A 13,151-nucleotide genomic window follows, 5' to 3' on the forward strand; every position below is an offset into this window, starting at 1 on the left:
TCCGCCGCTAGGCGGTGTACCAGCCTGGTACTGGCCGGCCCCCCGCTGGGCAGGGCTCTCCCTGTCCGTCGCCGCAGCGCGCAGGCTCAGTGGCATGACAACAGTCACCGTGATCACCGGGGCCAACAAGGGCCTCGGTTTCGAAACGGCCCGCCGCCTGATCGAGCTGGGCCACATCGTCTATGCCGGTGCCCGCGACGCACACCGCGGCGAGCAGGCCGCGAAGGCCCTGGGGGCGCGCCCTCTCCTGATCGACATCACCGACGAGGCGTCGGTCGCCGCCGCCGCGGCCAGAGTGCGTGGTGAGGCCGGCCATGTGGATGAGCTGGTCAACAATGCGGGCATCGCCGGGCCGGCCGCCTCGGCCGACGAGCTGACCGCCGCCGACCTGCAGCAGGTCTTCGACACCAACGTCTTCGGGGCCGTGCGCACCACCCGCGCCTTCCTGCCCCTGCTGCAGGCCGCGGCCCGTCCCGCGATCGTGAACGTCTCCAGCAGCCTGGGCTCGCTGACGATCAACGCCGACCCGGCCGCCCACACCGATATCCTCCAGGCGTGGGCGCCGCTGCTGGCCTACAACTCCTCCAAAGCCGCGCTGAACATGCTGAGTGCCGTTTATGCACAGGCGTTCCCGCAGATCAGCGTGGTCTCGGTCGATCCCGGGTTCACCGCAACCGACCTCAACGGCCATCAGGGTACCCAGAGTGTCGAGGACGGTGCGGCGGTGATCGTCGCAGCCGTCACCGCCGGGCCGAACGCGCCCAGCCCCGCCTTCGTCGGCGCCGCCGGCTCCGTGCCCTGGTGACCCTGTCTGCCCTTCCTGCCCATGCGGCTGCAGACAGCGGTCGTACCCCACCACCACGAAGGAATGATCATGAACAGCGTGCACCAGAGGTCCCTCGGGACCGCCCAGGCGTTCATCACCGCGTTCGAAAACCGCGACCCGGCCGCGGTGGCGGCCCTGCTGGCGGAGGAGGCCACTTTCGTCATCCCGCTGTCGATCGCGGGCACCCCCGAGCCCTGGTACGTCTTCGACAGCCCCGCCGCCGTCCTCGCCTACGTCGAGTCGGTCGCGGCGAAGTTCGACCACGTCGCCTTCCTGGACAAGGTTTGGACGGTCAGCGAGGACGCCAGCTCGGTGTTCCTCCAGGCGAACGGCGACATCCTGTCCAGCGCGGAAAAGCTCGTGTACAACAACGTCTACATCTTCCGCATCGACGTCGCCGACGGCCGGATCGTGAAGGTCTGGGAGTACGCCAACCCGGTCGCCTATGCCAACCTCGGCATTGCCGACTCGCAGGCCGAAGCAGCCGCCCAGGACCGCTGATCTGCAGTCTCGAAGACGCCCCCGTGGCAGACCGCAGCGGTCCGCCACCGGCCGGGGGGAGCCGGGATGCCGTCCCTGCCGGGCGCGGCGTCGCGACCGCCGGGCCTTTCCCGAAGGGGCGGCGGACAACGAAAACGCCGGATGCGGCGGTGGTGAGGGCGGGCAGGCCGGCGAGCGCGGACCGCGCCGCGGGCCATCGCTGTTGTGGTGGACGGTGGTTCTCATACAGGCGCCTGTCCGCGCACTCATGTGACCTGTTGTCCGGGACTGGTGCCGGGGTGGATCCCGGTCACGCCGGCAAAACGACCGACACCGCCGCTGCGACGATCGTGACGGCTGCCAGCGCGATCATCACCGTCCTTGCCGCCCTCACCGTCGGCCCCGACCGCAACGCGTATTCAACACCCGCGGCAACGTCCATGGCGCGCCGGTATGTTTCGCTTCGACTGGCGAGGCTTGATGTGCCACGGCGTCTGCTTCCCGCAGTCGCCCGCACCTCGCGCGGGCGTCCTCTCGTCGGTTGGCCGGTCGTGTCTTGGAGTTCGGGGTCTTTCGCTGTGCAAAGGCCATGTCCGGTCAACGACCCAGCCCCGGTCGGGTGGTCGATGCGTCACCCGTTTGCCGCACCGCTTGCGCCCCGCGGAGCGCACGGTGAGGGCCTGGCATGACGGCGGAGTGCGGGGCCAGGCCCTCAGTGTGCCGGGAGGCCTATGCACCATGGCACTGGACGGAGTTGTAAGGCCTGCGGGCACGCGGGCGTCCGTTGCCGCTTCCCTCGGCTGGCGGCAGCACCGTCCGGCTGGTGACCCAATTCGTCGCCACGGGCGCGGCAGCGCCTAGATGAAGTCGAAAATCACCTCACTGTCTCCGCCGGGAACACGTCCGCATCGCCATGACTTACCGGCTGCTGGACGACGGCGCCCGGGCCTGCGGCAGATTTCGGACCATGCCCCCAGGCAGGCAGGCCCGGATCGCAAGCCTCAATCGGGCGGCCGGACCCATACGCTCTCGACGTTCTTGGTGCTGCGGCGGGCTGCCGCCGAAATCGGCCTCATCTCTCGACCGCGCTGCCGAAGTGGCACGTCCTCTGGCCGGCCGTCGTCCCACCGCTTCGCCCGTCACGGCGTGCGGTGCAGACGGCTTGACGCCTTTCGATCCCAGAGCGGCAGCACGGGCGAGCGCCGGATTAGCGATGAGGCCCTTGCCTTCGGCAGGATGGGCGTCATGACCGAGATCCGCACACCCCGCCTCGTCCTGCGTCGCTGGCATGACGACGACCTCGCGCCGATGGCCGACATCAACGCGGACCCGCGGGTCATGCGCTGGATTGACGACGGCTCGGCGCGCGACCTGGACCACACGGCACAGGCCATCGAGCGGTGGGAGGAGGAGTGGGACGAGGAGGGCTTCGGACTCTTCGCCGTCGAACTACTGGCCTCGGGTGAACTGGCAGGCTTCACGGGTCTGTCCGTGCCCGAGTTCCTGCCGGAGGTACTACCCGCCGTAGCCATCAGCTGGCGGCTCGGCTCACAGTTCTGGGGCCAGGGATACGCCTCCGAAGCCGCCCACGCCACACTGGAGTTCGCGCTCCAGGACCGCGGCCTCGACCGCATCATCAGCATCAACCGGGTGGGTGACGACGCCTCCGAGAACGTCATCCGAAAGCTCGGCATGGTGCCCGAGCGAGAGACGGCGCACCCGGTGTATGCCTATCCGCTGCTCGTTCACGCCATCGATCTCACCGAGTTCCAGGCGTGAACGCGTCGCCCTTGCTGGCGGCCATCGAGTGGTCCCAGCTTGCGGAGGTGAAGGTCAGGGCCGCCGTAGCTGCGGGAGATCAGGGCCGCCGAGACCTGGGCGTCAGCGATCGTGATGCTCTCGGGTTCAGGAACAGGCTCTTACGGCTTGCCCCGTCTCACCGCCCGCGCAGTCGCCGGGATGGCGTGTGCGCGTGTGGGCCAGGCATTCCTCCGCGAACGCGAGGGCTTTGAGGTGGTAGGCGCGGGCGGTCCAGCCGAGGCTGATGTTGTGGCCGGCGTGCGGCAGACGGTCGACTACGACGCGTGGGGCTGCGGACAGCCGCGCGGTGAGATCCCCGATCGCGTCATCATCGTGGTGCCACCACGCCTCGTATTCGGCGAAGGTGAGTCGTACGGGTACCCGTACGCGCGGCAGGAGCGTGTCCGACAGTCGCGTCCAGCTCTTGACTGAGTCGGCCTCATGTTCAGGCATCGGCGTTACCACGGTCCGGCTCTTCTGGAATGTCTGGACGGGATACAGGCCCAGTGGCCCCCAGTTCAACTGCCGCAGGCCCGGTCCCGACTCTGGGCCGGCCGGCTGGGGATGGGCGGCGAGTCTGCGCCCGCATCCCGAGACCTCCACGCCCAGTACCTCCCGCACGCTGCTGTCCGCGGCGATGGCGAAGGCGACCTTGGCTCCGAAGGAATGCCCCAGCAGCACGGTGGCGGCGCCAGGTGCGTGGCGGGCGGTGAAGGCGGCCACGGCGTCCCGTACGGTCGCCGCCTGCGCGGTCAGGGTCTGCCCGTGGGGGAAGCGGCCGAGGGATGCGCCGTAGCCGGGGCGGTCCAATGCCAGCACCGTGTAGCCCAGGCGCGCACCCAATGCCAGCAAGGACACATCGGGGTGCGCCTGGCCGTCGAAGTACCCGGCATTCATACCCCCGCCGTGGAGCGCGACGATCACCGCACGGGCCGGGCCGTGAGCGGGCTCGCTCATCAAAGCGGACAGCGTGACACCGTCCGCGTCCACGCTGACCGGGCGTACGCCCGGAGACAGCTGCCGGTCGGACACGTGCGGGACAGCCGGCGTGAGCGCCTGCGCCTGCACCATGGAGGCATCACCCATGGCGAAGAGTCCCACCGGGCCAGGACAGGGGAAGCGGCCGCACCGCCTTGTCAGCCGCACGCATCATGCAAACCCCTCCGCGATCTTTCTGAAGGAAATACCCGTGTGCCGGAGCCCCGGCCCGATTACGGCGGGCCAGGGCTCCAGATACGCGGGGGTGTCGACTGAACGCATCCCAGCCGCCATGTTTCAGGGCTGGGTTGCCGCGGCGGTGTCTTTAGTCGACCACGCGGAAGCTGCTCGTGATGGCTCCGGCGACTCCGAAGCTCGAGCCGCCGGGGCCGACCGTGGCGGCGGGTCCGCCGGCGTCGCAGTTGTCTGCGGCGAAGAACTGCACGGTCCGGTCGGTGTTGTTGGTGATGTTGAAGGTGGTGCCGGCGGGGCGGACCACGGCGACGCAGGCTCCCGGGTCGTCCGAGTAGGTCCGCTCGTTGATCTGGATCTTGCCGTCGTGCTTCTTGTATCCGTCCTTCCACTCGTGGTCGCCGCCGAGGGGGGCCGAGGCGGGGCGGACGGACGAGGCGGACTGGGGGGCGTCCGCGGAGGCGTAGGTCACGCCGGTGATGGTCATGGCCACGGCTGCCGAGGCGCCGGCGATCAGGGCGACGGTACGCGTCTGCATGTCTGGCTTCTCCTTCTTCAGGGGAATCGGCTGAACTGCCGATCTGGGATTGAACCTAGTGAGGGCCATTTCTGACGGCATCCCGAAGATCTCTAAGGTGTGACGCGAAGCGGCCAATCGGACGTATGCGGGGCGGTGGGCGGGCATGTCCGCATCTTCCTGACGTGCTTTCAACTGGCTGTCGTTGCATGCGGCTTGACGGGCGGCTTAGGCCAGCGCGGTGAATGAAGGGGGTGGTGTTCACCCTGTCGGTGCGTCTGGGGTGTGTCGGACGTTGACACCGCCTCTGGATCGGACCCTGACTGCATGTCAAGGACCCCGGCTCTGTGAGTCGCGCTGTCGCCGCCGGGCGGGCGCCCGGCGCACTGGCCGTGCCGGGGGCGCCTGCGTCTGCAGGGGCGTGCCGCCGGCGGAGCAGGCCCGCGAGCGACACCACGCCTGCGGTGACGCGGGGTCGACGGACACGCGGCAGCACCAGCAGATCCCCCACAGCTCGCACGTGTGCGGGACAGGGGCGGCGGCGCGGCACGCCTTCCTGACCCCCTCGACCTTGACGCCCGTCACCCCCGGCCCCGAAACACCTCCCGCGGACCGGGGCGGGCACACCCGCAGCGACGCGCTGGTCCTCTGAGACGCCGTTTCTGATGGCAGACCGTTGGCCCATGGAACCGGGTGGTCTGCCTGACGGGTTGCTCGGTACGGTGATCCGGTGTGCTTCTACGCCATGACCTACTACAAGCTGCACTACGCGTGCGTCTCGTGCCGTGTCAGCTTCAAGCAGCATGCAGATTCACGGCGTGAGCACCCTTGCCCGAACTGTGCTCGGCCCCTCATTTGCGCTGGTCATGACTTCGCTCCGCCGCCCAGGCGTGATGTCCGCGGGTGGTCTGTGGTGGCCGCGGTGTTGGGTGAAGGGCTGCGTTACGAAGGGCGATCGGTCTGCGGGTGCGGCAAGGAGCCCAAGTACCGTCCGCGGACTCGTGCCGAGCTGCGAGTGCGTCGGATCGTTGCCGCACGGGACAGCTTGCCGCTGTCCCGGACGTTGGCCCGGCCGGACCCCCTGACCTCGGCGGTTGACTGACTTCGGACGCAGCGTGTCGGGCCGCGATGGCTTGTCTCACGTGGCTAGTTTCGACGAGCTGCTTGTAGCAGGTCAGGGCGGCGGCCATGGCCAGGTCTCGGCTCTGGCCGTCGTTGTGGACCACGTACGGGATCTTGAGACCACGAGCAGCCCGTGGCAGGCTCATGCCGCATGATCGATGAGTTCGCGAAGGACAACCTGCACGGGAGACTGCGGCGGGACCGCCAGGCGCTGCTCTGGAAACTCGACGGCTTGTCCGAATACGACGCCCGCCGGCCTTTGACGGCGACCGGGACCAACCTCCTCGGCCTGGTCAAACACGTGGCCACCGTCGAGGCCAGGTACTTCGGGGAGGTCTTCGACCGCCCTTCCCCGGAACCGCTGTGCCGGTGGCAGGACTCCGACGGCAGCGATCAGTGGGCGACCGAGGACGAGACCCGCGATCAGATCATCGCCTTCTACCGGCGCGTGTGGGAACACTCGGACGCGACGATCAACGAGCTTCCCCTGGACGCCCCCGGCCACGTGCCGTGGTGGGCGGAGCCTTACCCCAACACGAACCTGTTCGCCATCATGGTCCACGTCCTCGGCGAGTCCATCCGGCATGCCGGGCACGCCGACATCCTGCGCGAGGGCCTCGACGGCCGGACCGGGGTACGCGCCGAGAACGAGCAGCCGATCGACGAGGAAGCCCGCGCGGCCTACTTCGCCAAGATCGAGCAGGCCGCCAGGTCGGCCGCACCAGTCAAGGCTTAGAGGTTGTCTCACGTGACGTGATGTTCGTGCGGCATGGTGCCGGTAGTGCGTGCTGATCTGTCGAAGCGTCCGGTTCCTGATGAACTCTGGGAGCCGGCCGCCCCGTTGCTGCCGTCGTCCGCTGCTCGTCCGCAAAGTGGTGGGGCCGCTCCGTGTGACGAGCGGGCCGTGTGCACCGCAGTGGTGTATGCGCCGACCAGCGGCCGTGTCTGGCGGTATCTGCCGCCGACGTTCGGCACGTCGCCCGCCACCGCGGATCGCCGCTTCATGGTAGGGACCGAGGCCGGCCTGTGGCGTCGGCTGCAGCGATCCCCCCTTTTTGGCGCGACCGGACGCCGCGTCGACGATCGCCGAGGTCCAGTCCACCTCGCCCCGGGCCCCGAGTTCGTCCAGCACCGCCCGGTGCATACCAGGTACCCGGCGCTGTCCTTGGATGCGGCGCGGACATCCGTGGGCGGGACGGCGTGCCCACGACCGCTACGCGTATGTCACGCCCCGGGACACCAGGCACCGCCAAGCACGTTGACCAGGGGGCAATACGGAAGTCCGGCCGGGAGTGCAAAGGGTCGCGTCGACCGCCGGCCGCTGCTCGATGGGCATGGCCCGGCCCCATTACGGAGGGCCGGGTCCAAGTGCCACACCAGCAGGCTTGCTGCTGCCCTGGTCGGCGCAGGGTCAGTAACGCTTGTCGATCGCCCGGAAGCTGCCCACAAGCGCGAATGGCACCGTGGCTCCGTCGAGAACCGGCGTGCCGGCGATTGCGCTGTTGGAGTTTCCGGGCCCGATTTTCGAAATCGCAGAGCCGTTGTCACAGGTAATCCCAGTGAAGAATTCGATGACCCTGTCACTCTCGTTCAGGACATTGAAGCTCGTCGCGGGGCTGCTGATCACGGCGGTGCACACACCCGGCTCGACGGAAAACGTGCGCTCGTTGACGAAGACCCGTCCATGATCGTCGTTCCGGTCGTTCCGGTCGTTCCGGTCATTGCGGTCGTACCGGTCGTTGAAGTGCGTCTGGCCGTCGCCTCCCTGGGGAACATAGGCGGCGGCCTCCTGCACCGACGGTGCGGACTTCGGGGCGGAGCTGGAAGCCGCGGCATAGTTCACGCCGGTTGCAGCAACGACGGTGACGACCACCGATACTGCGATCGTGACAACGGTACGCGTACGCATTCCCTCTCTCCTTCTCACGGGCATTCAGTTTCTCCATCTCTCAGGGTGTCGGCTGAGCCAGCCGACTATGAATGAACATACTGATGCCGAATTCTGTCGCCACCTCAGAAATTTCTGGAGGGCGATGGGAAGGGGCCGATCGGGCGTTCGGAAGCTCAAGGTCGCGTTGGTGATGGACCATCAGAAAGACGGAACTGAAGGTGACTTGGCCCTACGGTTGAGCCGGTCGGGGGACCGGTCTGACACTCCTTCACACTTCTGCTGGCGTGTCAGGTATTGACAAAACTCCACGCGATGGCTAGAGCACCGCCCGGTCCTCTGGTTTTGTCCTGTTCAGCCGCCTGGCTGCTGGGGCTCAGCGGGCAGGTGCGGTGGCCGCGGGAGAAGTCTTGGCGGGGTCGTCGCACCAAGGCCAGGTCGCACGCCAGTCCAGGCCGGCCGGTCAATGAATTGCTCGCGCTGGTCTCACCACGCCTTCGCCCCTCGGCCCGGCCGCGTCAACCCGAGGTTGGGAAAGACCCACTCGCTGTTGCATCTGTGCCGGCACGCGCCGGGCAGGGAACCGAACTGGTGCGACTTTCCCATATGCGTGTCTGGACATGATGACCAAAGTGTGCGCCGTCGAGATGCATCGCTGATGCAGAGCTGTGGAGGACGGATGGGCCGCAGGTATGGCCGGTCACGCTCCGGCCCAGATGAAAACCACTGGCCAGCCGAACGAGGGCACCTCGGTACGGAGTCCCTTGTCGGATGATCTCCGGGCCGAACTCACATGGCCTGGAGGGCCGGGCCATAGCCCTGCTGGCGCGCCAGCAGCCGGGTGAACCCGGCCGACGCAGAAGTCCCAGGTGGACTGCCGGCGTCTGCTTGTATCGAGCATTTGACACAAGATTCCGACCAGGGCATCTTGTACCCACCGTGTAGTACAAGATGATCTGGGGGATCTCCACGTGCTCAACAGCGTCCCGCTCCAGTCCCGGCTTCTCGACCACGCCGACCACTACGCCCGCTGGTCCGGCCTGGCCATCGGTATCGTGGCCGCGCAGCAGCTGGTCACGATGGAGAGCGGCGACATCACAACCCCCCTCGTGCTCGCCATCACTGCCTTCGGCCTGTGCGCGGTGGGAGGTGTCATGCTCGGCGACGCCCTGACCCTGCGTCCCCAGGAGGCGGTGCGCACCGCGAGTCTCGCCCCGCGTCTGGTCCGAGACCACATCCCGCCCCGCATGGCACCCCTGCTTCTCCTGCAGGCCGCCTCCCTCGTCGCTCTGCTGGTCATGGGCGCCGTCACGGCCTCCTCCGGCCCCGACCGGATAGGCGCAGCGGGGCGTGTCATCACCGTCACCTGCGAAGGAATGCGCACATCCCTCGGTCCCTGGCCCGGCCTGTACTACAGCGGCCCGATGTTCGCCGCCCTCGCCGTCGCAACCCCCGCCTGCATCTGGGCCCTGCGCCGCATCGCCTACGGACCGGGCGACTACCAGCAGCGCCGCGACCGCGCATGGGCGATCACGGGAGCCTGGGGCCTGCTGGTCTCGAGTCAGGTGCTACTCGTCGTACTGATGCTTCTCATCGCGCTCACGGAAAGGGCCTGCGCCGGTCTGCCGGGCGCCGTCACCATCGTGGCGATCTGTCCCCTGGGTCTGCTGAGCCTGTTCTCGTTCGGCTGGTCCCTGGTAACCGTGGTGGCACCACGGGCGGTTGACGACGAGGCAGTAGACGAGGGGACCTTCGACGATGAGTGAGCGCACCGTCCGCGTCGACACCACCAGCCAGGTGCCGCCTTACGAGCAGATCCGCGCCCAGCTGGCCGCCCTGATTCGCACCGGCCGGCTGACCGAGGGCGAGCGCCTGCCGACCGTGCGCCAGCTCGCTGCCGACCTCGATCTGGCGCCGGGCACCGTGGCCCGCGCCTACCGCGAGCTGGAGGCTGCCGAGCTGATCCGCACCCGCCGTGGCGCGGGCACGCGGGTGGCGGCGCTCCCGTCCGGGCCGTACGCGCACGACGCCCACCAACTCGGCACTCTGGCGCGGGACTTCACCTCCGCCGCCCGGGCGCTCGGCGCCGACACCGAGGACATCCTGACCGCCGTGCGCTACGCCCTGAACTCGGAGCCCGCCCCCGCTCCGTTCTCCGTGGACAGCGGAGCGGATGGCCCCAAGACCACCGAGGCGTCGGTGAAAGTCACAGGCGTGCGGAACAGACTTGGGCAGCAGACCTAGTCGACGGACGCCACGAGCGGCGGGGCAGGCTGCCTCAGTGCCACTCGAACTACCGCCTCCGAGCGGGACCTCGAAGGCAGGCGGGACGAATGCGCGCAGCTGTTGACCGCGGCGCGTGACAGCCCCCGAGGGACTCATGCTGAAGTTCCACTTCTCGGACGCCGGCATGGCCCGGATCCGGTTGGCTGGCGGCCCGGATCCGATGTGGGAGGTGCTGTGAGCCTGCGACTGCTCGGGGGAGTCGACCGGGCGGTCCTGCTCGGGCCGTGGAAGCGGCATGTGCGCGCCCGTCTGCCCGGTACCGTCCGGATTCTCTTCGAACTGGCCCCGCACGCGGCTACTTGGCCGACTTCCTTACGCGCGCTGGGCCGGGTGACCTGGACACGGGCATCGAGGCCGCCCGGGTCCACACGGCGTCTGCAACTGCGGCGGGACGTGACCGGGTTCTGGGAGGCTCGCCGCCCGGGGACGTGGACCAGGTTCTTCGCCGAGGGTGACACCGGAACACTGGGTCGCCTCGGCACGGCCCTGCGCGGGTGCTTCGGCCACGCCCTGCGCCCGTACTGGGCCCGGGTGGGCACCACGATGCGAGGCGGATCGCGCACTACGAGCGCGGGCCGTCCCCGACGGGGGCACCGAGGCGATGGTGGCTACCCTGCATCCGAGCCTGAGCTGGGAGCCCGGCGTGCCCACTATGGCTGGCTCACACTTAACCCTGGTATTTCCAGTGGGTTGACGGGGTCATCGACTGCCAGTCAACGTTTTTACGCGCGACCGGAATTCGAGCGGATCGCCCGGGATGCGAGGCCTGCCGCCCGTGTGGCGAGCAAAGGGGCCGCTGGGTGCTGGGGATCACCTGCGGCACGACATCCGCTGCCCGGAGCGGGGGGCGGGTGGAATGATGGCCATTCGACACGCGTCGCCCGTTCCACAGCCGCCCAGGCACGGCCGAGCCGTGAATTCACCGGGGAGTCCGCACCAACGTGGCGATTGAAAGGAGAACCCGGCAACAGCGTCCTGAATGCTGATCAGGTGCTGTCTTGGGTTTCGCTGGGGCGGCGGTAGGCGCCGTGCCACCAGATCTCTGCGAGTTCGCGGGCGAAGGCGGTGTCGCCGCTGCCGTCATCGACGCGGATTTGGTGGGCGATGGCTTGAGCGCCACCCCAGACGATGATCCGGCTGGCGCAGACGGCGTCGAGGTTGGCGGGGGTCAGGCCGGCGGCCTGGTCGGAGAGCAGGGATTGCAGGGCTGTCTCGTCGAAGCCTTCGAGGCCGGCGGTGTAGAAGTCATCCACCGTGGGGTCATAGGCGGCCGCCTCGCGGACTGCAGTGATCACGCTCTGGTGGGCCCGGTGGATCTTGATCACTTCTTCGAAGAACTGGGCGAGCGTGTCGGGGCCGGCGGACGGGTTCCACTGCTGTGCGAGTGCCAGCAGTGACTCCCGCAGGTCGTTGGTGAGCCGTACCAGGACATCGGACTTGCTCTGGAAGTGTGCGTAGAACGTGGCTCGGGAGATCCCGGCCTCCTCCAGGATTCGCTGGACGCTGATCTCGGAGAAGGCTTCGCCCGAATCGAGGAGCCGCTGAAGGGTGGACATGACCTGGGCCACGGTCGCGGCCGAGCGAGCGGCATGGTGGTCGGCCTGGCGTCGGGTCACGGGTCTCATCAGGAACCTTCTGGTGTGTCTTCGTTCTCGTACGATCCACGGCTCGTGGAGGAGCCCGGCCGACGGGAGCAGTCCGTCAGTACGGCGTCCATCACGGGCAGAGAGCACGCTCGCGATTTTGCTGCTGCCGGGGCATCTGCCCCGTCGTGCGCGGGGAGCAGTGGATCAACGCATTACGGGGAGAGCGTAGTCCCACAGTCGGTCGGCGGCGTCGGGGTCGACCGCCCACTTCGCCACGCCCGCCATGACTTCGGCGCCGCCCTCGACGACTTCGGATTCCTGGTTGTCCTCGAAGTACCGTCCGGTTACGCCCTCAAGAAGAGGCGACGCGGCCAGAAGTACGGTGGTGGCGGCGCCCTGAGCCGGGGTCTTGTAGTAGTCGGGAGTGATGAGATTGCCATCCGAGTCCATGGCGCCGAGGGACTGCAGGGTGGCCCTGTCGATGTGACGTGCCAGGTTGGTGTGGATCCATCCGGGCGCACAGGCGGTGGCGGTGATGCCGTCCGTCGCCCATCGACGGCTGATTCCGACGGCCAGCAGCACGTCAGCGGTTTTCGACTGTGCGTAGGCGACGAACGGGTCGTAGGGGTGCCGGTCGAACTGCGGGTCGTCGAAGTCGAACCCCGCGCGCAGCTGTGCACCGGAGCTGACCACGACGACGCGCGGGTTGCCGGCTTCTCTCAGAGCGGAGTGCAGGCCTACAGCCAGAGCGAAGTGGCCGAGGTAGTTGGTGGCGAGCTGCATCTCCCAGCCCTGTGCGTTGACTTGCCGGGTCGGGAGCATCATCACGCCGGCATTGGCGATGACGGCGTCGACCGGTCCGCTCCAGGCGTCGCAGAAGGCACGGACGGAATTCAGGTCGGCAAGGTCGAGCGCGACGGCCCGCGTTTCCGGGAATTCTTCGACCAGCGGCTTGGCGTCCTCGGGGTTCCGGGTGGCTATGGTCACCTGCGCTCCGGCACCTGCGAGCGCGCGCACCGTCTCGACGCCGAGACCGGAGGACCCTCCGGTGACGATCATCCGGCGTCCGCTCAGATCGACCCCATCGAGCACCTCCGCGGCTGTGGCGCGCTTCCCGAATGGAGTGGTTGTCAGCGTCATGGCTGTGTCCTGCCTTCAGAAGGTGGCTGCTTCTTGGGTGTTGGCGTCCGTCGAGCTGCTGCCGAGAGGTCACCGTGCGAGTAACCATACAGTGTGTTCAGACATGTTGACTGGCAGGTCATGCGACGTAGAGGGACATGGACAGTGACGGTCGCTGGGCCTGGGCGACCTCAGCGCGGCTCCGTGCATTGCTGGCGCGTGACGCGGTGGTGCCGTCGGCGCGAGGGCGTCGTGATGCGCCTCCCGTGCGCTTCCTAGGGTTTTCTGGATGGCCGGATGTCGGGGGCCAGCTGTAGGGCGCCGAGGTGATGACTGCGGGTGCGGACGGAATCCTGG

General features: G+C 68.2%; 11 protein-coding genes and 2 pseudogenes. 7 read left to right on the plus strand and 6 right to left on the minus strand.

The window, feature by feature from the left end; translation table 11 throughout:
* Positions 1-94: 94 nt before the first annotated feature.
* Positions 95-805 carry an SDR family NAD(P)-dependent oxidoreductase gene (locus ACFQ6S_RS41655; RefSeq protein ID WP_383421191.1) on the plus strand — a complete coding sequence of 237 codons (711 nt, stop codon included), beginning with the start codon at positions 95-97 and terminating at the stop codon, positions 803-805.
* Positions 806-874: 69 nt separating this feature from the next.
* Positions 875-1,327: a nuclear transport factor 2 family protein gene (locus ACFQ6S_RS41660; protein WP_383421192.1), complete on the plus strand. Its 453-nt coding sequence runs from the start codon at positions 875-877 to the stop codon at positions 1,325-1,327.
* 289 nt (positions 1,328-1,616) lie between these two features.
* On the opposite strand, the gene ACFQ6S_RS41665 is transcribed toward ACFQ6S_RS41660, so the two are convergent.
* Positions 1,617-1,748 carry a hypothetical protein gene (locus ACFQ6S_RS41665; RefSeq protein ID WP_383421196.1) on the minus strand — a complete coding sequence of 44 codons (132 nt, stop codon included), beginning with the start codon at positions 1,746-1,748 and terminating at the stop codon, positions 1,617-1,619.
* Between the two features lie 803 nt (positions 1,749-2,551).
* Here ACFQ6S_RS41665 and ACFQ6S_RS41670 point away from each other — a divergent pair.
* A complete protein-coding gene (locus ACFQ6S_RS41670; RefSeq protein ID WP_383421199.1) occupies positions 2,552-3,085 on the plus strand; it encodes a GNAT family N-acetyltransferase in 534 nt (177 codons plus the stop codon).
* Positions 3,086-3,211: 126 nt separating this feature from the next.
* Here ACFQ6S_RS41670 and ACFQ6S_RS41675 read toward each other — a convergent pair whose 3' ends face one another.
* Together ACFQ6S_RS41675 and ACFQ6S_RS41680 are read right to left on the minus strand one after the other, a co-directional pair.
* A complete protein-coding gene (locus ACFQ6S_RS41675) occupies positions 3,212-4,177 on the minus strand; it encodes an alpha/beta hydrolase (RefSeq protein ID WP_383421468.1) in 966 nt (321 codons plus the stop codon).
* A 232-nt stretch (positions 4,178-4,409) separates the two neighbouring features.
* Positions 4,410-4,814, minus strand: coding sequence for a hypothetical protein (locus ACFQ6S_RS41680; protein ID WP_383421202.1), 405 nt, complete (start codon positions 4,812-4,814; stop codon positions 4,410-4,412).
* A 1,252-nt stretch (positions 4,815-6,066) separates the two neighbouring features.
* Between ACFQ6S_RS41680 and ACFQ6S_RS41685 the strand changes: the two genes are divergently transcribed.
* The gene (locus ACFQ6S_RS41685) at positions 6,067-6,651 is read left to right on the plus strand and encodes a DinB family protein (protein ID WP_383421204.1); all 585 of its coding nucleotides are present in this window, start codon (positions 6,067-6,069) and stop codon (positions 6,649-6,651) included.
* Between the two features lie 33 nt (positions 6,652-6,684).
* Positions 6,685-6,942: pseudogene (locus ACFQ6S_RS41690) on the plus strand (transposase); the annotation flags it as partial.
* A gap of 384 nt (positions 6,943-7,326) precedes the next feature.
* Here the strand turns inward: ACFQ6S_RS41690 and ACFQ6S_RS41695 are convergent.
* Entirely contained in the window at positions 7,327-7,824 is a 498-nt protein-coding gene (locus ACFQ6S_RS41695; protein ID WP_383421489.1) for a hypothetical protein, read from the minus strand.
* A 950-nt stretch (positions 7,825-8,774) separates the two neighbouring features.
* On the opposite strand from ACFQ6S_RS41695, the gene ACFQ6S_RS41700 reads away from it, so the two are divergent.
* Together ACFQ6S_RS41700 and ACFQ6S_RS41705 are read left to right on the plus strand one after the other, a co-directional pair.
* Positions 8,775-9,569, plus strand: a complete 795-nt coding sequence (locus tag ACFQ6S_RS41700) for a hypothetical protein (protein ID WP_383421207.1) — start codon at positions 8,775-8,777, stop codon at positions 9,567-9,569.
* Positions 9,562-9,939: pseudogene (locus ACFQ6S_RS41705) on the plus strand (GntR family transcriptional regulator); the annotation flags it as partial. The gene ACFQ6S_RS41700 and the pseudogene ACFQ6S_RS41705, both read left to right, overlap by 8 nt.
* Positions 9,940-11,075: 1,136 nt before the next feature.
* Here the strand turns inward: ACFQ6S_RS41705 and ACFQ6S_RS41710 are convergent.
* Both ACFQ6S_RS41710 and ACFQ6S_RS41715 read right to left on the minus strand, forming a co-directional pair.
* A complete protein-coding gene (locus tag ACFQ6S_RS41710; protein ID WP_383421210.1) occupies positions 11,076-11,714 on the minus strand; it encodes a TetR/AcrR family transcriptional regulator in 639 nt (212 codons plus the stop codon).
* 165 nt (positions 11,715-11,879) lie between these two features.
* Positions 11,880-12,815: an SDR family NAD(P)-dependent oxidoreductase gene (locus tag ACFQ6S_RS41715; protein ID WP_383421213.1), complete on the minus strand. Its 936-nt coding sequence runs from the start codon at positions 12,813-12,815 to the stop codon at positions 11,880-11,882.
* Between the last annotated feature and the right edge of the window lie 336 nt (positions 12,816-13,151).

Origin of the sequence: Streptomyces sp. NPDC056479 (genome assembly GCF_042795335.1) — a bacterium.
In the GTDB taxonomy this organism is placed as follows: domain Bacteria; phylum Actinomycetota; class Actinomycetes; order Streptomycetales; family Streptomycetaceae; genus Streptomyces.

What these genes read in the sequence shown, in the direction of transcription:
- ACFQ6S_RS41710 (WP_383421210.1), bottom strand. Translation starts at nt 11,714, where the DNA reads ATGAGACCCGTGACCCGACGCCAGGCCGACCACCATGCCGCTCGCTCG.
- ACFQ6S_RS41665 (WP_383421196.1), bottom strand. Translation starts at nt 1,748, where the DNA reads ATGGACGTTGCCGCGGGTGTTGAATACGCGTTGCGGTCGGGGCCGACG.
- ACFQ6S_RS41685 (WP_383421204.1), top strand. Translation starts at nt 6,067, where the DNA reads ATGATCGATGAGTTCGCGAAGGACAACCTGCACGGGAGACTGCGGCGG.
- ACFQ6S_RS41715 (WP_383421213.1), bottom strand. Translation starts at nt 12,815, where the DNA reads ATGACGCTGACAACCACTCCATTCGGGAAGCGCGCCACAGCCGCGGAG.
- ACFQ6S_RS41670 (WP_383421199.1), top strand. Translation starts at nt 2,552, where the DNA reads ATGACCGAGATCCGCACACCCCGCCTCGTCCTGCGTCGCTGGCATGAC.
- ACFQ6S_RS41675 (WP_383421468.1), bottom strand. Translation starts at nt 4,177, where the DNA reads ATGGTGCAGGCGCAGGCGCTCACGCCGGCTGTCCCGCACGTGTCCGAC.
- ACFQ6S_RS41695 (WP_383421489.1), bottom strand. Translation starts at nt 7,824, where the DNA reads ATGCGTACGCGTACCGTTGTCACGATCGCAGTATCGGTGGTCGTCACC.
- ACFQ6S_RS41660 (WP_383421192.1), top strand. Translation starts at nt 875, where the DNA reads ATGAACAGCGTGCACCAGAGGTCCCTCGGGACCGCCCAGGCGTTCATC.
- ACFQ6S_RS41680 (WP_383421202.1), bottom strand. Translation starts at nt 4,814, where the DNA reads ATGCAGACGCGTACCGTCGCCCTGATCGCCGGCGCCTCGGCAGCCGTG.
- ACFQ6S_RS41655 (WP_383421191.1), top strand. Translation starts at nt 95, where the DNA reads ATGACAACAGTCACCGTGATCACCGGGGCCAACAAGGGCCTCGGTTTC.